Origin of the sequence: Streptomyces sp. NPDC058274 (genome assembly GCF_042881375.1) — a bacterium.
In the GTDB taxonomy this organism is placed as follows: domain Bacteria; phylum Actinomycetota; class Actinomycetes; order Streptomycetales; family Streptomycetaceae; genus Streptomyces.
The window spans coordinates 363,185-380,827 of the sequence record NZ_JBHVXW010000003.1 but is presented as its reverse complement, the minus strand read 5'-3'; the positions used below and the strand labels follow the sequence as shown (position 1 = coordinate 380,827).

Sequence of the window (17,643 nt, the reverse complement as noted above, 5' to 3'; positions counted from 1 at the left end):
ACAAGGATTCGTCAGCGTCTGTACCCCGGCCCTGCGCAGGAGCACACTCCGTTCGTTCGGTGCCGATAGGGCACCATCCAAAGGGGGCGTATGCCGATGGTTGTCGGCGTCGTGGCGGGGGCGGTTGTCCTCGCACTGATCTTCATCGTTGTGGTCTTCAAGCTCATGTGGCGAGTGGCTGAGCCCAACGAAGCACTGATCATCTCCGGTTCGAAGCATCGGACCGAAGGCCTTGAAGAAGGCATGGGATTCCGCATCGTGACGGGGCGCGGCACGCTGGTGCTGCCGGGTGTGCAGGCGGTGCGCAAGCTGTCGCTCGATCTGAACGAGACCGAGCTGTCCGTGGACTGCGTGACCCACCAGGGCATTCCGCTCAAGGTGCGGGGCGTGGTCATCTTCAAGGTGGGCGACGACTTCGTGTCGATCGCCAACGCGGGCCGCCGCTTCCTCGATCAGCAGAAGCTGATGGCGGAGCGGGTGCACAACGTGTTCGCCGGCCATCTGCGGTCGATCGTCGGCGGGTTGACCGTCGAGGACATGATCCGCGACCGCGAGAAGCTGACCGGTCAGACCCGGGCGGCGTGCGGCACGGAGATGGAGAAGCTGGGACTGATCGTCGACTCGCTGCAGATCCACGAGATCGAGGACCCGACCGGATACATCAAGAACCTGGCCATGCCGCACGCCGCTGCCGTCCAGCGGGACGCGCGGATCGCGCAGGCGGAGGCGAACCGTCTCGCCACCGAGGCCGAACAGCAGGCCGCGGCACGGATGTCGGAGGCGACCCGGGACAGCGAGATCCTCCAGGCCGGCTACCAGGCCGAGCGCGACAAGGCGGGTGCCAAGGCTCTGCAGGCCGGTCCGCTCGCCGATGCCGCCGCCCGCCAGGACGTCGTCGTGCAGGAGACACGGGTCGCCGAACTCGAGGCCCAACGGCGTGAGCAGCAGCTCCAGGCGGACGTCCGCAAGCCGGCGGACGCGAAGGCGTACGAGACACGGGCGCGGGCCGAGGCGGAGCGCGACGCGCGGATCTCCGCGGCGCAGGCGAAGGCGAGGGAGACCGAACTCGCCGCCGCGGCCGAGGCGACCCGGGTCAAGACGGCCGCGATCGCCGACGCCGAGGCGACGAAGGCCCGGGGTGCGGCCGCCGCGATGGCGACCCGCGCCACGGGTGAGGCCGAGGCGGCGAGCCAGCAGGCCAAGGGGCTCGCGATCGCCGAGTCGACCCGGGCGAAGGGGCTCGCGGAGGCCGAGGCCATCAAGGCGCGGGCCGCTGCCCTGGCCGAGAACCAGGAGGCCGTGGTCGCGCAGCAACTCGCCGAGGACTGGCCGGAGATCGTCCGGGCGGGCGCGGGCGCCTTCAACAATGTCGAGCACATGGTGCTGCTCAACGGCGCCGAGGGGATGTCCGACATGTTCACCAAGGCGCTGACCATGGGCGGCACCGGCCTGGGCCTGGCCCGCCAGTTGCTCGCGTCGATGAACCAGAACGGGCCGTCGGCCCAAGGGACCGCCGGGCTCAACGGGTTCGTGCCACCGCGCAGCGAGAAGGTGCCGGTGGAGAAGGACGAGGGCTGACCCGCTGATGCGGTGACGAACTGAGACACCGCGGCTTCGGGTGTACGGGAGTTGACCTCCGTGCGCCCGGAGCCGCGCCCGTGCGGACCCGGCCGCCGGACACAGGCCCGCAGGCTCTACGGTGACCGCGTGAGTGCCTTTACCGATGAGACCGATGAGACCGACGCACCCGTCCCCGGCCGCTACGGCCCGTCGGCGACCACCGAGGCCGAGCCTCGCGAGGTCGGCCGGGTGAGGACGGAGTACGCGCCCGCGCACGACGGCGACCCCGACCCGGGCGAGATCGTCTGGACGTGGGTGCCCTTCGAGGAGAACGACGGCCGGGGCAAGGACCGCCCGGTGCTCGTCGTCGCCCGTGAGACCGGCGGCACGCTGCTCGCCGTACAGCTGTCGAGCAAGCGGCACGACGGCGACCGGGAGTGGGTGCCGATCGGCAACGGGCCGTGGGACCGCTCGGGTCGCGACTCATGGGTGGACGTGGACCGGGTGCTGCGCCTCCACGAGGACGGGATGCGCCGGGAAGCGTGCGCGCTGGACCGGATGCGGTTCAACCTCGTCGTGCACCGGCTGCGGGAGCGGTACGGCTGGCGCTGACCGCCTCACGGACGGGACGGCGGGGCTGCGCCGGGGCGAGCGGGCACGGCTGCTCCGGGACGGGACGGCAGGGGGCTCACGGACGGGACGGCAGGGCTGCTCCGCGGCGGAGCTCGCGTGCGAACGCCTGCTCGAATGGGGTGCGCGTCGCCGATCGGGCCGTACGGTCCAGGATCCCGAAGACCACGTGCTCGAAGGACCCCTCGAAACGGCCGCCGGACAGCAGGGCGTGAAAGGCGCCGGCGACCTGCGCCGGATCGTTCTGGAACACTCCGCAGCCCCACGCGCCGAGGACCAGCCGCCGGTACCCGTGGGCCGCGGCCGTCTCCAGCACGCGCTCGGCCCGCACGGCGAGGGCGCGCGGCAGCTCGGCCGCGCGCTCGGGTGCCGTACGCCGGACGACTCCGGCGTTCGGCGCCGCGGCCGTCAGGAATCCGGCGCTGTACGGCTCGTCCAGGAGGCGTCCCCGGTCGTCACGGAAGACGGGTACCCCGGGTGAGTGGATGACACGGTCGGTGTAGAACGGGTCGCGGTGGGCCCGGTGGTGGTCGTAGAACTCCCTGGCCCGCAGCACACAGGTGTAGAGCGCGGAGGCCCGGCACAGCGCCTCCTCCTGGGCCTGCGCGCCGTTGAGATAGCCGCCCCCGGGATTGCGCGCCGAGGCGAAGTTCAGCACGGCCACCGGGCCCGCGAGGCGGCGGGCGGCCTCCAGACTGCTCTCGCCCGTGACCTCGAAGAACGTGTCCACGGGGCTGTTCGCCGGGATCTCCACGGACTCCGGGCCGAACATCCGCGTACCGGCCCGTGCCGCCTCGACGGCCGCGGCGATCGACACCGGGCGACCGTCGGAGGCGCGGTATCCACCGGCCGCGACGATCTCCTCGGTGCCCTGCGCGATCCCGCGCAGGCGCGCGCTCACTGCGCGACCCCCGTACGCGCCGCGAACGCACCCTGCGTGGTCTCCCCCGTCGTGCCCATGAACGCATCGTGAGCGATGCTGGTCATGCGGCGCAACAGAGTTTCCCTGGCTCGCGAACATCGTCTTCCGGTCCCCAGAAGCGTCGATTTGCACTCTTGTGCGAACCGGCGCGGGTGGTCTTGGGTGGGACGAGCGATGCCGGTCCGGCCCACCGAAGCCGGGTCGGCGGCATGATGGAATCTCAGGAGGATCCCGACATGTCCGATTCGGTGAGTGACTGTACGGAGCACCACTCCGTTGTCACCGAGGCCGAGGTGGAAGCACTGGTCCGTGGCATCTGCTTCAAGACCGGACCGCCCCGCACCCTCGGTGTCGAAGTGGAATGGCTCGTCCACGAGCTGCGGCAGCCGCAGCTCCCGGTAACACCCGCAAGGCTCGAAGAGGCTTACGCCACTCTGCGGACCCTGCCCCTGCGTTCGGCGCTCACCGTCGAACCGGGCGGCCAGCTGGAGCTCAGCTCCCATCCCGCCGCCTCCCTGATGGAGTGCATCGGGTCCGTGTCCGAGGACCTCGCCGCCGTACGCGCGGTACTGCGCGAGGCGGGTCTGGGCCTCAGCGGATACGGCCAGGACCCCTGGAACCCCCCGAGCCGCTTCCTCCATGAGCCGCGCTACGACGCCATGGAGCGCTACCTCGACCGCACGGGTCCCGAGGGCCGCGCCATGATGTGCTCCTCCGCCTCCGTCCAGGTGTGTCTGGACGCCGGGTACGAGGAGCCGGGCCCGCTCGGCCACGGTCGGCGCTGGTGGCTGGCGCACCAGCTGGGCGCGGTCCTGGTGGCGGCATTCGCGCACTCCCCCATGGCCGCGGGACGGCCCACGGGCTGGCGCTCCACACGCCAGTCGCTGTGGGCGGCGATGGACCCGGGGCGGACCAGCGCGCCTTCCCTGGCCGGAGACCCGCGCGTCGCCTGGGCCCGGCATGTGCTGGACGCGCCGGTGATGTGCGTGCGCGCGCGCAGGGGCGCCTGGGACGTGCCCGAGGGCCTGACCTTCCGGGAGTGGACCCGCTCCGGCACACCACCGGACCGGGCGGACCTCGACTATCACCTGACCACCCTGTTCCCGCCCGTGCGCCCGCGCGGGCATCTGGAATTCCGGATGATCGACGCCCAGCCGGGCGACGACGGGTGGATCGTGCCGCTCGCCGTGACCGCCGCGCTGTTCGACGACGCGGAGGCCGCCGAGACCGCGTACCGGACCGTCAAGCCGCTGGCGGAGCGGGCCGGGTCGCGGCCCGCTCCCTGCAATCCGCTGTGGACCGAGGCGGCGCGCGGCGGCCTCGCCGACCCGGAGCTGCACGAGGCGGCGGTCACCTGTTTCGCGGCGGCGGCCGACGCCCTGCCGCGCATCGGCGCCACCCGCGAGGTGCAGGAGGCCGTGGCGGAGTTCACCGACCGCTATGTGGCCCGGGGCCGCTGCCCCGCCGACGATCTGCTGAGCCGGTTCCACGGGAAGGACATCCGCACATGACCGCCCCCGCATCCCTCACGGACCCGGAGTCGCTCCGGGAGCGCGCCCTGGCCGCGCTGACCAGGGCCCGGGACCGTACCGCGCTGCTCACCTCGTGCGTGGACGAGCCCGAACTGACCGCGCAGCACTCGCCGTTGATGTCCCCGCTGGTGTGGGACCTCGCGCACATCGGCAACCAGGAGGAGCTGTGGCTGCTGCGCGCGGTCGCGGGCCGGGAGGCGATACGGCCCGAGATCGACGGGCTGTACGACGCGTTCGAGCACCCGCGCGCCGAGCGGCCCTCGCTGCCGCTGCTGCCGCCCGAAGAGGCCCGCCGCTACGCCGCCGACGTGCGCGGGCGGGCGCTGGACGTCCTGGAGAGCACTGCCTTCCGGGGTTCCCGGCTGACCGAGGCGGGCTTCGCCTTCGGCATGGTCGCCCAGCACGAACAGCAGCATGACGAAACGATGCTGATCACCCATCAGCTGCGCAAGGGGCCCGCCGCCCTGACCGCGCCGGACCCGGTGGCCGCCCCCCCGTTCACCGGACCCGCCGAAGTCCTCGTGCCGGGCGGCCCGTTCACCATGGGCACCTCGGCCGAGCCCTGGTCGCTGGACAACGAACGGCCCGCGCACCAGCGCCTGATTCCGCCCTTCCGCATCGACACCACCCCGGTGACGAACGCCGCGTACCAGGCCTTCATCGAGGACGGCGGCTACGACGACGAGCGCTGGTGGACCCCGGAGGGCTGGGATCACATCCGCGGCCACGCCATCACGGCGCCGCTGTACTGGCGCCGCGAGGGCGGGCAGTGGCTGCGGCGGCGGTTCGGCGTCACCGAGCTCGTCCCGCCGGACGAGCCCGTGCTGCACGTGTGCTGGTACGAGGCCGACGCCTACGCGCGCTGGGCGGGCCGGCGGCTGCCCACCGAGGCGGAGTGGGAGAAGGCCGCCCGGCACGACCCGGCCTCGGGCCGCTCCACGCGCTATCCCTGGGGCGACGCCGACCCGACCCCCGAGCACGCCAACCTGGGCCAGCGTCATCTGCGCCCGGCGCCGGCCGGCAGCTATCCGGCGGGCGAATCGCCGCTCGGTGTACGCCAGTTGATCGGTGACGTGTGGGAGTGGACGTCGAGCGACTTCCTGCCGTACCCCGGGTTCGCGCCGTTCCCGTACAAGGAGTACTCGGAGGTGTTCTTCGGGCCGGAGCACAAGGTGCTGCGCGGTGGTTCGTTCGCCGTGGACCCGGTGGCCTGCCGCGGCACGTTCCGCAACTGGGACCTGCCGATCCGGCGGCAGATCTTCTCCGGGTTCCGCACCGCCCGCGACGGGGCCGCCTGATGTGCCGTCACCTGGCGTATCTGGGACCCCAGGAGCCGCTCGGCACCCTGCTCGTGGCCCCGCCGCACGGTCTGTACCGCCAGTCGTGGGCGCCCCGCAGGCAGCGGTACGGGACGGTCAACGCCGATGGGTTCGGTGTGGGCTGGTATGCGGAAGGGGACGCCGTTCCCGGCCGCTACCGGCGCGCCGGGCCCATCTGGGGGGACCAGTCCTTCGGGGATCTGGCGCGGGTGGTGCGCTCCGGCGCGCTGCTCGCGGCGGTCCGGGACGCGACCGTGGGCGGTGCGGACGGGGAGGCGGCGGCCGCACCGTTCGCCGCGGGCCGCTGGCTGTTCAGCCACAACGGGGCCGTCGCCGGATGGCCCCGGTCCCTCGCCCCGCTCGCCGCGACGCTGCCGGCGGCCGAACTGCTGTCGATGGAGGCGCGCTGCGACTCGGCGCTCGTGTGGGCGCTGGTCCTCAGCCGGCTGCGCGGCGGCGACGACGAGAGCCAGGCGCTGGCGGACACGGTCGTCGAGGTCGCCGAGGCGGCGCCCGGATCACGGCTCAATCTGCTGCTCACCAACGGCGAGACGATCACGGCGACCGCCTGGGGAGACACCCTCTGGTATCTCGCCGAGCCCGGCCGGCGCACCGTCGTGGCCTCCGAGCCCTACGACGACGACCCGCACTGGCAGGAGGTGCCGGACCGCACCCTGCTCGCGGCGAGCCGCACGGACGTCCTGCTGACCCCGCTGAAAGACCCGCACGAACACATGGCATCCGTCCCACCCAAGGAGCCGAGTACGTGAGCCCGTTCCTTCTCACCCGCACCCTCCCCGAGGACACCACGGACGCCGCTCTGCGTGCCGACGTGTCGCACGGCCTCACCCGCACGCCCAAGACGCTGCCCCCGAAGTGGTTCTACGACGCGCGCGGGAGCGAGCTGTTCGAGCAGATCACCGAGCTGCCCGAGTACTACCCCACGCGCGCCGAGCGGGAGATCCTGATCGCCCGGGCCGACGAGATCGCCGAGGCCACCGGCGCCCGCACCCTCATCGAGCTGGGGTCGGGCTCGTCCGAGAAGACCCGGCATCTGCTCGACGCGCTGCGGGAGTTGCACACGTACGTACCCGTCGACGTCAGCGAGAGCGCCCTCACCCAGGCCGGGGTGGCGCTGGCCGCCGAGCGTCCCGATCTCGACGTGCACGCGCTGATCGCCGACTTCACCGGCGGTCTCACCCTGCCGGACACGCCCGGGCCGCGGCTCGTCGCCTTCCTCGGCGGCACGATCGGCAATCTGATGCCCGCCGAGCGTGCGGCGTTCCTGTCGTCCGTACGCTCCCTGCTGGCGCCCGGCGACGCCCTGCTGCTCGGCACGGACCTGGTGAAGGACCCGTCGGTCCTGGTGGACGCGTACGACGACGCGGCCGGGGTGACCGCCGCGTTCAACAAGAACGTGCTGAGCGTGGTCAGTCGTGAGCTCGGCGCGGACTTCGACCTCGACGCCTTCGGTCATGTCGCCCTGTGGGACGCGGAGAACGAGTGGATCGAGATGCGGCTGCGCTCGCGCAGGGAGCAGACGGTGAAGATCCCGGCCCTCGATCTCGCGGTCGACTTCGCGGACGGCGAGGACGTGCGCACCGAGGTGTCCGCGAAGTTCCACAAGGAGGGCGTACGCAGCGAACTGGCCGCCGCCGGGCTGGACTTGGCGCACTGGTGGACGGACGAGGGAGGACGGTTCGCCCTGTCGTTGAGCGTGGCGCGCTGAGCGGCCGGCCGACGACTCGCCGGCTGGCCGGCTGGCCGGCCAACCGACTGGCTGGCTGGGACGGCCGGCTGCGCGCCGCGGCTCGGCGAGCTCGACGCCGGGCGAGTGCGACGCCGGGCGGGCGCGGCGTCGGGCGGGCGCGGCGTCGGGCGAGCGGGCGCGGCGCCCGACGGGCGTGCGGCCGACCGAGTGCGGCCGGCGCCCGGCGCGGACCGGCGGGGTTCACTCGCCGCCCGGCGCCAGTGCCTTCGTGATCCGGCGTGAGGCGCGGGCGGCCTCGGTCGCCGGGTCCGAGCCGGTGAGGACCTTGCTCATGTAGTCCTTGATCGGGTTGTCCGCCTCGACGGCCGCCCATTCGGGAGAGGACGGGGTCGCCCGGCCCTGCGCGGCGCCCGCCGCCATGGCCGCGACCCCCTCCTCGTCCGCGACGGCGCCCGCGAGGGTGGTCTTGTTCGGCACGTAGTTCATCGTCCGGGCCAGCTCCTTCTGCCACCTGGCGCCGGCGAGCGCGGCGATGACTGCGGTGGCGCCGTGCCGGTCGTCGGTGTTCTTGGGCACCACGAGGTCGGAGCCGCCGGTGAAGACGGCACCCGGCTCGGCGGCCGTCCTGCCCGGCACCGGGAAGAACCCGAGCTTGTCCTTGAGGGCGGGGTTCGCCTGCACGACGGCCTGGGCGAGCCCCGGTACCGCCACGATCTGCGCCACGCTCCCCTTGGCGAACACCCCTGACTGCGGCGGGTGTTCCTCGTCGGCGTTCGCGGGCCCCTCGCCGAGGGCCTGCAGCCGCCGGTAGAAGTCCATGCCGCGCAGTGCGGCGGGCGTCTGCAGAGCGCCCTGCCAGTTCCCCTCGGACTCGTCCGCCAGCTCGCCACCCTCGTCCCAGATGAACCCGGAGAGGGTGTACCAGTCCTGTCCGGCCAGGTAAATGCCCTGGGTGCCGCCGGAGTTGAGTTTCCGGGAGTCGGCGAGCCACTGGTCGCGCGTCCTCGGGGGCTTCTTGATCCCGGCCTGCGCGAACAGGTCCTTGCGGTAGATGACGACGCGGTTGGCCGCGTACCACGGGATGCCGTACTGGTGGGAGAGGTACTGCCCCGGCTCGGCCAGGCCCGGCAGCCAGTCGTCCATGCCCCAGTCGCGCATCGACTCCAGGGTCAGGTCGAGCAGTCCGCCGCCGGCGACGTACTGGGGAACCTGCGTGTTGCCGACCTCGATCACGTCGGGCGATCCGTCCGAGCCCCGCTTCAGCGCGGCCTGCACCTTGTCCCCGATTCCGGTCCACTCCTGGATGCGGATGTCGAGCTTGATGTCCCCGTGCGTCCGCTCGAACTCGTCGGTGAACCGTGACAGGAACTCCCGGGACGCGCTGTCCTTCATCAGCCACACGGTGACGGTCCGGCGCTCCGCACCTCCCTCCGGCAGCGCTCCGCACGCGGTGAGCAGAGACGCGGAGACCAGGGTGAGCGCGAGCAGCGGGACGACGGAACGACGACGTTTCACGAGGGGTCCTTTTCTGCCTTGCGGACAAGGGAGGGGAGCCCGACGTGGGGGGACGAGCGTTCAGCTCGCACGGGTGTTCTGGATTTTGGTATGGACCAATCGACCCGTCAAGGGCGGGCGGCCTCCGACGTCTCGCGGACGGCCGCCCCGTGGGGCACCGTGGAGTGACGCGTGGCACAGGCGCCACGGTGGAGAGGAGCACCCGCATGACCAACCACACGTACCGGGTCACCGAGATCGTCGGCACCTCGCCCGACAGCGTGGACCAGGCGATCCGCAACGGGATCGCCCGGGCCTCGCAGACCCTGCGCAACCTCGACTGGTTCGAGGTCACCCAGGTCAGGGGGCAGATCGAGAACGGCCAGGTCGAGCACTACCAGGTCGGCCTCAAGGTCGGCTTCCGGCTGGAGGACGGCGACTGACGCGACCCGTCGCGGCCTGCCGGGTCCGCCCGGCGGGCAGGCCCCTCAGGTCCGCCCCTCCCCCTCCTGGGCCTCCTTCAGCGCGGCCGACGTCGCCGCCCAGCGGGCTCGTACCACGGTGAATCCGGCCCGCTCGGCGTCCTCGCAGACGAGCTCGTCGTCGTCCACGAGGACGTGGATCGCGCGGTCACGGGCCAGCCGGCGGAGGATGTCCAGCTTGGTGCGGCGGGCGGGCCTGCGGTCGTCGTTCCGCCGCATCCAGATCGTTCCCCCGGGCAGGCCCTGGGCGGCGAGCCAGTCGACGGTGTCCCGCCGGCAGCGCTCGGGGCGGCCGGTGAGATAGACGACCTCGCACTCCTCGGCGCTCTTCAGCGCCAGCGCCACGCCCTCGGCCAGCGGCGGATCGTCCGGGGCGGCCGCGAAGAACGCGTTCCAGTCCCGTGGGGTGCGCTCCAGGAACCGCTGCCGGTGCGCGGTGTCGGCGAGCGTGCCGTCCAGATCGAATACGGCCAGTGGCCTGCTGTCCTTCGTCACCCGACCACCTTAGAAGCACCGCCGCGCTCAGCCGTTCCAGCTCTCGTCGTACGGATCGCGGGGAACCGGCACCGGCCGGGCCTCGCTCACCTCGAGATACGGGATCACCCCTCCGTTGACCGGGTCCTTGGCGCGCCGGGCGGTGTAGGTGCCGGTGACGGACAGCCAGGCGTCGGGCTGCAGGACGGGCGGGATGTGCCCGGACAGGCCGATCTTGACGGGCTGGGCGTCCGCCGCACAGCAGTTGAGAGCCATGCGCACCAGATAGGGCGAGCCGTCGGCACCGAGGGCGATGAAGCCGGTGATCTCGACGTGCCGGCCCTGGAGGGAGCGTCCGTGGTCGTAGGCCGCGCGGCCCGCGTAGTCCACGAGACCGAGCCGGAGGGGATCGCCGGCGGGGAGCGGTGGATAGCCGAAGGGCGCCTGCAGGGCCGTACCGGTGCGCACGGCGCTGTACGAGCCCAGCGCGGGCGGGGCGACCAGGATGAGCGCGAACAGGGGCAGGACGAGCAGCCAGGAGATACGCGGCTCACGGTGGGCGTGCCCGTGCCCGCCGGAGTCCCCCTGTCCGCCGGGGTGTTCGTCGCCCCCGCCGGAGTCCCCGTGCCCACCAGGCTGTTCGTCCTGCCCGGCGGAACGCTCGTACCCCCCTGAACCCTGCCGCTCGTCGGAGTGCTCCTGTCCCCCGGGTTGCCCTTGGGACTGCTCGCGGCCCGAGGAAGGCCGCCGCAGCTCGTACCAGACGGTGGCGACGGCGGCCGCGATCAGGACGATGCCGGCCAGGATCAGCAGCGGCCGCAGCCCCGCCTTCACGTACCGCAGATAGAGGTCGGTGAACGCGGCGTGCAGCACCGCGGCGCCGAGGAGGAACAGGACGGCCGCCTGCGCCTGCCGGTTCACAGCAGCACCGCCCCGACCAGGACCGACATCAGGACGGCCAGCGCGAAGGTGGCCGGCGCGAACCGCGCCGCGAACCCGCGCCCGAACGTGCCGACCTGCATGGCGAACAGCTTCAGGTCGATCATCGGTCCGACGACGAGGAACGCCAGCCGGGCCGTGAGCGAGAACTGGGACAGGGACGCGACCACGAACGCGTCGGCCTCCGAACAGATCGACAACAGCACCGCGAGGACCGCCAGGGCCAGCACCGACACCACGGGGTTGCCGGCCGCGGCGCTCAGCCAGCCGGCCGGCACCACGGCCTTGAGGGTCGCCGCGGCCATCGCGCCGACGACCAGGAAGCCGCCGGCGTGCATCACGTCGTGCCGTACGGACCCCCAGAACGCGGGCCCCCTGCCGAGGCCCTCGTACGAGGGCCGGGCCGGGGCGCGCATCCAGTCCGTGCGGCCCAGCCGCTGCCACAGCCAGCCCATCACGCACGCCACGAGCAGACTCGCCACGAAACGGGCGAGGACCATCCGCGGTTCGCGGGGGAAGGCTACGGCGGTGGCGGTCAGCACGATCGGGTTGATCGCCGGTGCGGACAGCAGGAACGCGAGGGCCGCCGCGGGGGTGACGCCCCGGCGCACCAGGGCCCCGGCCACCGGTACGGACGCGCACTCGCACCCGGGCAGGACCGCGCCCGCCATCCCGGCCACCGGCACCGCCAGCGCGGGACGGCGCGGCAGCGCGCGGGCGAAGAACGACGGCGGGACGAACACCGCGATGACAGCGGACAGCAGCACGCCGAGGACGAGGAAGGGCAGCGCCTGTACGACGACCGCGACGAACACCGTCATCCAGCTCTGCATCACCGGTGCCCCGAGCGCCCGGCGGATCGGCCCCTGGGCCACGATGACCAGGAGCAGGAGCATGGTCAGCACGAGCGGCGAGCTGAACTGCCACCCCTGCGGCTGGTCCACCGAGCGGGGTTCCACCCGCGTCGGTGGTTCCTTGGTGGTCGTCACGGGCGAGATACCTCCGGCACGAGGGGCTTCCGGGCTGATTCCCCTCCGCCTTCAGTACGCCCGGGCGGGCGCCGTTGCTCATCGCGAGTTCGGGCGATCGTGGAAGCCAGGAGAGTTCAGGAGTGTTGTAGCAGGAGGCCTGCCGCGTGACTGCGGCGGCCATGACAAAGACCGTGACAGCCGCGGTCACGACAGGGATCACGTGACATCCGCGGTCACGGGACGGATCAGGAGAAGGGACCCCGCGTGGAAGCCACCCGTTTCTCCGTGCTCGACCGTTCCCGCACCCGGGAGGGCCACGACGGGGCCGAGGCACTGCGGGACACCGTCCGGCTGGCGAGGGAGCTGGAAGCGCTCGGGTACCACCGGATCTGGGTCTCGGAGCACCACGGGGTCCCCGGCGTCGCCGGTTCGGCGCCGACCGTGCTGGCCGCCGCCGTGGCGGCGGCCACGACCGGCATCCGGGTGGGCACCGGCGGGGTCATGCTGCCGAATCACCAACCGCTGGTCGTGGCCGAGCAGTTCGGTGTCCTGGAGTCCCTCTTCCCCGGCCGTATCGACATGGGGCTCGGGCGCTCCGTCGGCTTCACGGACGGCGTGCGCCGGGCGCTGGGCCGGGACAAGGGCGACGCCGACGACTTCGCGGCGCAGCTCGACGAACTCCTCGGCTGGTTCCGGGGCACGTCCGGGACCGGCGTGCACGCGCGCCCTGCGGAGGGCCTGACCGTGCCGCCCTTCGTCCTGGCCATGGGCGAGGGTGCCACGGTCGCGGCCCGGGCCGGGCTCCCGATGGTCATCGGCGACCTCAGGAACCGCGAGAAGATGCGCCGGGGCATCGATCACTACCGTGAGACGTTCCGTCCGTCCCCCTGGGCGCGGGAGCCGTACGTCGTCATCTCCGGCACGGTCGCGGTCGCCGACACCCCGGCGAACGCCCGCCGCCTCCTCGTCCCCGAGGCCTGGTCGATGGCGTACTCCCGCACCCACGGCACCTTCCCGCCCCTGCCGCCCGTCGAGCGCGTCGAGGCGCTGACGATGACCGCCAAGGAGCGCGGCTTCTACGAGTCGGGGCTGGCCGGCCACATCGCCGGCACCGAGGAGCAGGTCGCCCACGAGCTTCAGACGGTGATCAAGGAGACGGGTGCGCAGGAAGTGCTGGTCACCACCAGTACGTACGAGCGCGGGCCGCTGCTGGACTCCTACCGGAGGCTGGCCTCGGTCGCGGGACTGACCAGGGCCTAGAATCGTGGGGTTTGTCCCTGACCCTCGGGAGTCGACCGATGCACAGCCCCCACGACCCGTACGTCCGGGTGCGCGGCGCCCGTGAGCACAACCTCCAGGGCGTCGACGTCGACATCCCGCGGGACGAGCTGGTGGTCTTCACCGGCGTGTCCGGCTCCGGGAAGTCGTCGCTCGCCTTCGGGACGATCTACGCGGAGGCCCAGCGGCGCTACTTCGAGTCGGTCGCGCCCTACGCCCGGCGGCTGATCCATCAGGCCGGGGCGCCCAAGGTCGGGGAGATCACCGGTCTGCCGCCCGCGGTGTCCCTGCAGCAGCGGCGCTCGACGCCCACCTCGCGCTCGTCCGTCGGTACGGTGACCAACCTCTCCAACTCGCTGCGGATGCTCTTCTCCCGGGCCGGCGACTATCCGCTGGGTGCCGGGCGGCTGGACTCGGACGCCTTCTCGCCGAACACGGCGGCCGGTGCCTGTCCCGAGTGCCACGGTCTGGGCCAAGTCCACCGTACGACCCAGGAGTTGCTGGTCCCGGATCCGGCACTGTCGATCCGGGAGGGCGCGATCGCGGCGTGGCCGGGGGCATGGCAGGGCAAGAACCTGCGCGATGTCCTCGACGCTCTGGGGTACGACGTGGACCGGCCGTGGCGCGAACTGCCGGCCGCGGAGCGGGAGTGGATCCTGTTCACGGACGAGCAGCCGGTCGTCACGGTGCACCCGGTGCGCGACGCCGACCGGATCCAACGCCCGTACCAGGGCACGTACATGAGCGCGCGGCGCTATGTCCTCAAGACGTTCGCGGACTCCAGGAGCACGGCTCTGCGGGCCAGGGCCGAGCGGTTCCTGGAGAGTGCGCCGTGTCCGGTCTGCGGCGGCCGGCGGCTGCGGGCGGAGGCGCTCGCGGTGACGTTCGCCGGGCGCACGATCGCCGAACTGGCCGCCCTGCCCGTGGCCGAGCTGGCCGACTCCCTTGATGCACCAGGGGAGACGGCCCGCGTCCTCACCGACGACCTGAAGTCCCGGATCGTCCCCGTCCTCGAACTGGGCCTCGGCTATCTGAGCCTGGACCGTGCGACCCCCACCCTGTCCGCGGGCGAGCTCCAACGGCTGCGCCTTGCGACCCAGTTGCGCTCCGGGCTCTTCGGGGTCGTCTACGTCCTGGACGAGCCGTCCGCCGGACTGCACCCGGCGGACACGGAGGCCCTGCTGACCGTGCTGGCGCGGCTGAAGGCGGCGGGCAACTCGGTGTTCGTGGTGGAACATCACCTCGATGTCGTACGGGGTGCCGACTGGCTGGTCGACGTGGGGCCGCACGCCGGCGAGCACGGCGGCCGGGTGCTGCACAGCGGTCCGGTGGCGGAACTCGCCGGTGTCGCGGAGTCGGCGACGGCCCGTTTCCTCTTCGGCCGCCCGCCCGCGGTGGTACGTGAACCGCGCGTGCCCCGGGGCCAGTTGAAGGTCGGCCCGCTGCACCGCCACAATCTGCGCGGGGTGACGGCCGAGTTCCCGCTCGGGTTGTTCACGGCGGTCACCGGGGTCTCCGGCTCGGGCAAGTCCACGCTCATCGGCGAGGTCACGGAGGACCTCGCGGGCGTCGGACGGCTCGTCTCCGTCGACCAGAAGCCCATCGGGCGCACGCCGCGCTCGAACCTCGCGACCTACACCGGTCTGTTCGACGTCGTCCGCAAGGTGTTCGCCGCGACCGACGAGGCGAAGCGGCGCGGGTACGGCGTCGGGCGGTTCTCCTTCAATGTGGCGGGCGGGCGGTGCGAGACGTGTCAGGGCGAGGGGTTCGTCAGTGTCGAGCTGCTCTTCCTTCCGAGTACGTACGCTCCGTGCCCGGACTGCGGCGGGGCCCGCTACAACCCCGAGACCCTCGAAGTGACGTACCGGGGGCGGAACATCGCACAGGTGCTCGATCTGACCGTGGAGGCGGCTGCCGGGTTCTTCGCCGACACTCCAGCTGTCGCCCGGAGTCTGTCCACCCTGCTCGACATGGGGCTCGGCTATCTGCGGCTCGGCCAGCCCGCGACGGAGCTGTCCGGCGGCGAGGCCCAACGCATCAAGCTGGCCGGTGAGTTGCAGCGGATCCGGCGCGGCCACACTCTCTACCTCCTCGACGAGCCGACGACCGGGCTGCACCCGGCCGATGTCGAGGTGCTGATGAGCCGGCTGCACGGCCTGGTGGACGCGGGTCACACCGTCGTGGTCGTCGAGCACGACATGGCGGTGGTCGCGGACGCCGACTGGGTGATCGACCTCGGGCCGGGCGGCGGCGACGCGGGCGGACGGATCGTCGCGGCGGGGACTCCGGCGGAGGTGGCCCGGACGACCGAGAGCCGTACGGCCGGCTATCTCGCCGCGTTCCTGGCCAACGGCCGCTCCGGCGACGGGACTTCCGCGTAGCCGCGGTGCGGCCACGGTCGAGGGCGGCGATCCGGCGATCCGGCTCTCCGGCTCTCCGGTCACCGCCGACCGGCCGCGAGATCGCGTCGATCAACGTGACGCCCCGGAGCCAAGGCGGCCCGCACCTCCACCTCCGCCGCCAGGGCGAGATCGCGTCGATCACCGTGACGCCCCGGTGCCAAGGCGGCCCGCACCTCCACCTCCGCCGCCAGGGCGAGGCCGCGTCGATCAGCGTGACGCCCCGGTGCCAAGGCGGCCCGCACCTCCACCTCCGCCGCCAGGGCGAGGCCGCGCCGATCACCGTGACGCCCCGGTGCCAAGGCGGCCCGCACCTCCACCTCCGCCACGAGGCCGCGTGCGGAGACCACGCGCCACACCGACGCGAGCAACGAGTCGTCGCCGACGAAGGCCGGCGCCGTGCTGGCCGCTCCTCCGGTGAGCCGGTAGCGCAGGCGCACCGGTTGTACGGGGACGCCCGCGTCGAGCGCGGCCTGGAAGACGGCCCGCCGGAACGGCCCCTGCGCCCGGCCGCACCAGGTGCTGCCCTCCGGGAAGGCCACGACCGCCGCGCCCGCACGCAGTGCGTCCGCGATGCGCGCGACGGTCTCCGGCAGCGCCCGCAGCCGGTCGCGTTCGATGAACAGGGAGCCGCCGCGCGCCGCGAGCGCCCCGGCCACGGGCCATTCCCGGACCTCCGCCTTGGCCAGCATGCGACCGGGCCGGACCGCGGCGAGCAAGGGGATGTCGAGCCAGGAGATGTGGTTGGCGACGAGCAGGAGTCCGCCGGTGGGGACGGCCGCGCCGGTGATCCGCACGCGGACACCCGCGGCCCGTACGATCGCCCGGCACCAGCGCCGGACCAGCCACTCCCGCGGCGCCGCGGGGACCCGCGCGACAACGGGAATCAGCGCGATCCCCACACCGAGCAGCACCAGTACCCCCAGCAGCCGCAGTCCCGCCCGCACCAGCGCCGCCCCGGACCCCTCGGCCTCCACACAGGCGCGCGGCGAACAGGGGGCACTGGGCAACCACGCGCTGCCGGCGGCGGCCGCGGGCACGACCGCTCCGGCACGGCGCGGAAAGCGCGGCGCACCCGCACGTGGTGCGGCCCGGCGCTGGAGCCGTACCGCGCCCGCCGACGGGAGCCGTGTCACGCCGGCACGAGAGAGAGGAAGTGCCGCAGATAGCGCGGGTTGATCCGGCGCATCGACAGCAGCACGTACAGGTCGGCGACGCCGAAGTCCGGGTCGTGGGCGGGCTCCGCGCAGACCCAGGCGCCGAGGCGCAGATACCCGCGCAGCAGTGGGGGCAGTTCGGTGCGCGCGGGCCGGGCGACCCCGTCCGCGCTCCAGGGCAGCAGCGGCCGTACCCGGTACTCCTGCGGTGCCAGGTACTGGGACCGGACCCGCTCCCAGGTCCCGGCGGCGAGCGTGCCGCCGTCGGCGAGCGGGACGGAGCAGCAGCCCGCGAGCCACTCGTGGCCGCCGTCGGTCATGTAGCGGGCCAGCCCGGCCCAGATGAGGCCGATCACGGCGCCGTCGCGGTGGTCGGGGTGCACGCAGGAGCGGCCGACCTCGACCAGTCCGGAGCGGATCCCGGCCAGCGGTCCGAGGTCGAACTCGCCCTCCGAGTACAGCCGTCCGGCGATCGCGGCCCGCTCGGGCGGCAGCAGCCGGTAGGTGCCGACGACCTGGCCGCTCACCGTGTCGCGGACCAGCAGGTGGTCGCAGTACGCGTCGAAGGCGTCGATGTCGAGGCCGGGCTCCGGGGTGCTCAGCAGGGCGCCCATCTCACCGGCGAAGACGTCGTGCCGCAGCCGCTGCGCGGCCCGCACGTCGGCCTCGTCGCGGGCGAGGGTGACGGTGTAGCGGGTGGGAGCGGTCGACAGCGGGGGGCTGTCGAGGGTGGAAACGCCGGTCATGGCACTCTCCTGGTCACGGGCCGTTTCGG

The 17,643-nt window shown here is 72.8% G+C and carries 16 protein-coding genes; 9 read left to right on the top strand and 7 right to left on the bottom strand.

Annotated elements, in window-relative coordinates; translation table 11 throughout:
• Positions 1-90 precede the first annotated feature (90 nt).
• Positions 91-1,578 (top strand): SPFH domain-containing protein, encoded by a 1,488-nt coding sequence (locus ACFVYF_RS08950; protein WP_389453008.1) that lies wholly within the window; start codon positions 91-93, stop codon positions 1,576-1,578.
• 129 nt (positions 1,579-1,707) lie between these two features.
• Positions 1,708-2,172 (top strand): type II toxin-antitoxin system PemK/MazF family toxin, encoded by a 465-nt coding sequence (locus ACFVYF_RS08945; protein ID WP_389453005.1) that lies wholly within the window; start codon positions 1,708-1,710, stop codon positions 2,170-2,172.
• 76 nt (positions 2,173-2,248) lie between these two features.
• Here the strand turns inward: ACFVYF_RS08945 and ACFVYF_RS08940 are convergent, their stop codons facing one another.
• Positions 2,249-3,091, bottom strand: a complete 843-nt coding sequence (locus ACFVYF_RS08940) for a TIGR02452 family protein (RefSeq protein ID WP_389453002.1) — start codon at positions 3,089-3,091, stop codon at positions 2,249-2,251.
• 257 nt (positions 3,092-3,348) lie between these two features.
• On the opposite strand from ACFVYF_RS08940, the gene egtA reads away from it, so the two are divergent.
• Genes egtA through egtD form a run of 4 tightly spaced genes read left to right on the top strand, consistent with a single transcriptional unit; the run spans position 3,349 to position 7,692 of the window.
• On the top strand, positions 3,349-4,623 hold the full coding sequence (gene egtA / locus ACFVYF_RS08935) for an ergothioneine biosynthesis glutamate--cysteine ligase EgtA (RefSeq protein ID WP_389452999.1): 1,275 nt from the start codon (positions 3,349-3,351) through the stop codon (positions 4,621-4,623).
• Complete coding sequence (gene egtB, locus ACFVYF_RS08930) at positions 4,620-5,942, top strand: ergothioneine biosynthesis protein EgtB (protein WP_389452997.1); 1,323 nt, start codon at positions 4,620-4,622, stop codon at positions 5,940-5,942. The genes egtA and egtB overlap by 4 nt, the downstream gene beginning before the upstream one ends.
• Positions 5,942-6,733, top strand: a complete 792-nt coding sequence (gene egtC / locus ACFVYF_RS08925; protein ID WP_389452994.1) for an ergothioneine biosynthesis protein EgtC — start codon at positions 5,942-5,944, stop codon at positions 6,731-6,733. The genes egtB and egtC overlap by 1 nt, the downstream gene beginning before the upstream one ends.
• Positions 6,730-7,692 carry an L-histidine N(alpha)-methyltransferase gene (egtD, locus tag ACFVYF_RS08920; RefSeq protein ID WP_389452992.1) on the top strand — a complete coding sequence of 321 codons (963 nt, stop codon included), beginning with the start codon at positions 6,730-6,732 and terminating at the stop codon, positions 7,690-7,692. Before egtC ends, egtD begins: the two co-directional genes overlap by 4 nt.
• Before the next feature lie 222 nt (positions 7,693-7,914).
• On the opposite strand, the gene ACFVYF_RS08915 is transcribed toward egtD, so the two are convergent.
• Positions 7,915-9,189: an extracellular solute-binding protein gene (locus ACFVYF_RS08915; protein ID WP_389452989.1), complete on the bottom strand. Its 1,275-nt coding sequence runs from the start codon at positions 9,187-9,189 to the stop codon at positions 7,915-7,917.
• Between the two features lie 206 nt (positions 9,190-9,395).
• On the opposite strand from ACFVYF_RS08915, the gene ACFVYF_RS08910 reads away from it, so the two are divergent.
• On the top strand, positions 9,396-9,611 hold the full coding sequence (locus ACFVYF_RS08910; RefSeq protein ID WP_389452986.1) for a dodecin: 216 nt from the start codon (positions 9,396-9,398) through the stop codon (positions 9,609-9,611).
• A gap of 45 nt (positions 9,612-9,656) precedes the next feature.
• Here the strand turns inward: ACFVYF_RS08910 and ACFVYF_RS08905 are convergent, their stop codons facing one another.
• From ACFVYF_RS08905 to ACFVYF_RS08895, 3 genes are read right to left on the bottom strand one after another with little or no spacing between them, the layout of a single operon-like run.
• Positions 9,657-10,145 carry a hypothetical protein gene (locus ACFVYF_RS08905; RefSeq protein ID WP_389452984.1) on the bottom strand — a complete coding sequence of 163 codons (489 nt, stop codon included), beginning with the start codon at positions 10,143-10,145 and terminating at the stop codon, positions 9,657-9,659.
• Between the two features lie 27 nt (positions 10,146-10,172).
• Positions 10,173-11,045 carry a TIGR03943 family putative permease subunit gene (locus ACFVYF_RS08900; protein ID WP_389452981.1) on the bottom strand — a complete coding sequence of 291 codons (873 nt, stop codon included), beginning with the start codon at positions 11,043-11,045 and terminating at the stop codon, positions 10,173-10,175.
• A complete protein-coding gene (locus ACFVYF_RS08895; RefSeq protein ID WP_389452978.1) occupies positions 11,042-12,052 on the bottom strand; it encodes a permease in 1,011 nt (336 codons plus the stop codon). The genes ACFVYF_RS08900 and ACFVYF_RS08895 overlap by 4 nt, the downstream gene beginning before the upstream one ends.
• A 246-nt stretch (positions 12,053-12,298) precedes the next feature.
• Between ACFVYF_RS08895 and ACFVYF_RS08890 the strand changes: the two genes are divergently transcribed.
• Positions 12,299-13,294 carry an LLM class flavin-dependent oxidoreductase gene (locus tag ACFVYF_RS08890; RefSeq protein ID WP_389452976.1) on the top strand — a complete coding sequence of 332 codons (996 nt, stop codon included), beginning with the start codon at positions 12,299-12,301 and terminating at the stop codon, positions 13,292-13,294.
• 38 nt (positions 13,295-13,332) lie between these two features.
• Positions 13,333-15,693: an ATP-binding cassette domain-containing protein gene (locus tag ACFVYF_RS08885; protein WP_389452973.1), complete on the top strand. Its 2,361-nt coding sequence runs from the start codon at positions 13,333-13,335 to the stop codon at positions 15,691-15,693.
• Positions 15,694-15,752: 59 nt separating this feature from the next.
• Here ACFVYF_RS08885 and ACFVYF_RS08880 read toward each other — a convergent pair whose 3' ends face one another.
• Positions 15,753-16,751 carry a lysophospholipid acyltransferase family protein gene (locus tag ACFVYF_RS08880; RefSeq protein ID WP_389453613.1) on the bottom strand — a complete coding sequence of 333 codons (999 nt, stop codon included), beginning with the start codon at positions 16,749-16,751 and terminating at the stop codon, positions 15,753-15,755.
• Positions 16,752-16,843: 92 nt separating this feature from the next.
• Complete coding sequence (locus ACFVYF_RS08875; protein WP_389452970.1) at positions 16,844-17,614, bottom strand: GNAT family N-acetyltransferase; 771 nt, start codon at positions 17,612-17,614, stop codon at positions 16,844-16,846.
• Positions 17,615-17,643 lie beyond the last annotated feature (29 nt).

Bases quoted from the DNA above. Each gene is read 5' to 3' on its own strand.
- ACFVYF_RS08910 (WP_389452986.1), top strand. From the start codon at position 9,396: ATGACCAACCACACGTACCGGGTCACCGAGATCGTCGGCACCTCGCCC.
- egtB (WP_389452997.1), top strand. From the start codon at position 4,620: ATGACCGCCCCCGCATCCCTCACGGACCCGGAGTCGCTCCGGGAGCGC.
- ACFVYF_RS08875 (WP_389452970.1), bottom strand. From the start codon at position 17,614: ATGACCGGCGTTTCCACCCTCGACAGCCCCCCGCTGTCGACCGCTCCC.
- egtA (WP_389452999.1), top strand. From the start codon at position 3,349: ATGTCCGATTCGGTGAGTGACTGTACGGAGCACCACTCCGTTGTCACC.
- ACFVYF_RS08885 (WP_389452973.1), top strand. From the start codon at position 13,333: ATGCACAGCCCCCACGACCCGTACGTCCGGGTGCGCGGCGCCCGTGAG.
- ACFVYF_RS08950 (WP_389453008.1), top strand. From the start codon at position 91: ATGCCGATGGTTGTCGGCGTCGTGGCGGGGGCGGTTGTCCTCGCACTG.
- egtC (WP_389452994.1), top strand. From the start codon at position 5,942: ATGTGCCGTCACCTGGCGTATCTGGGACCCCAGGAGCCGCTCGGCACC.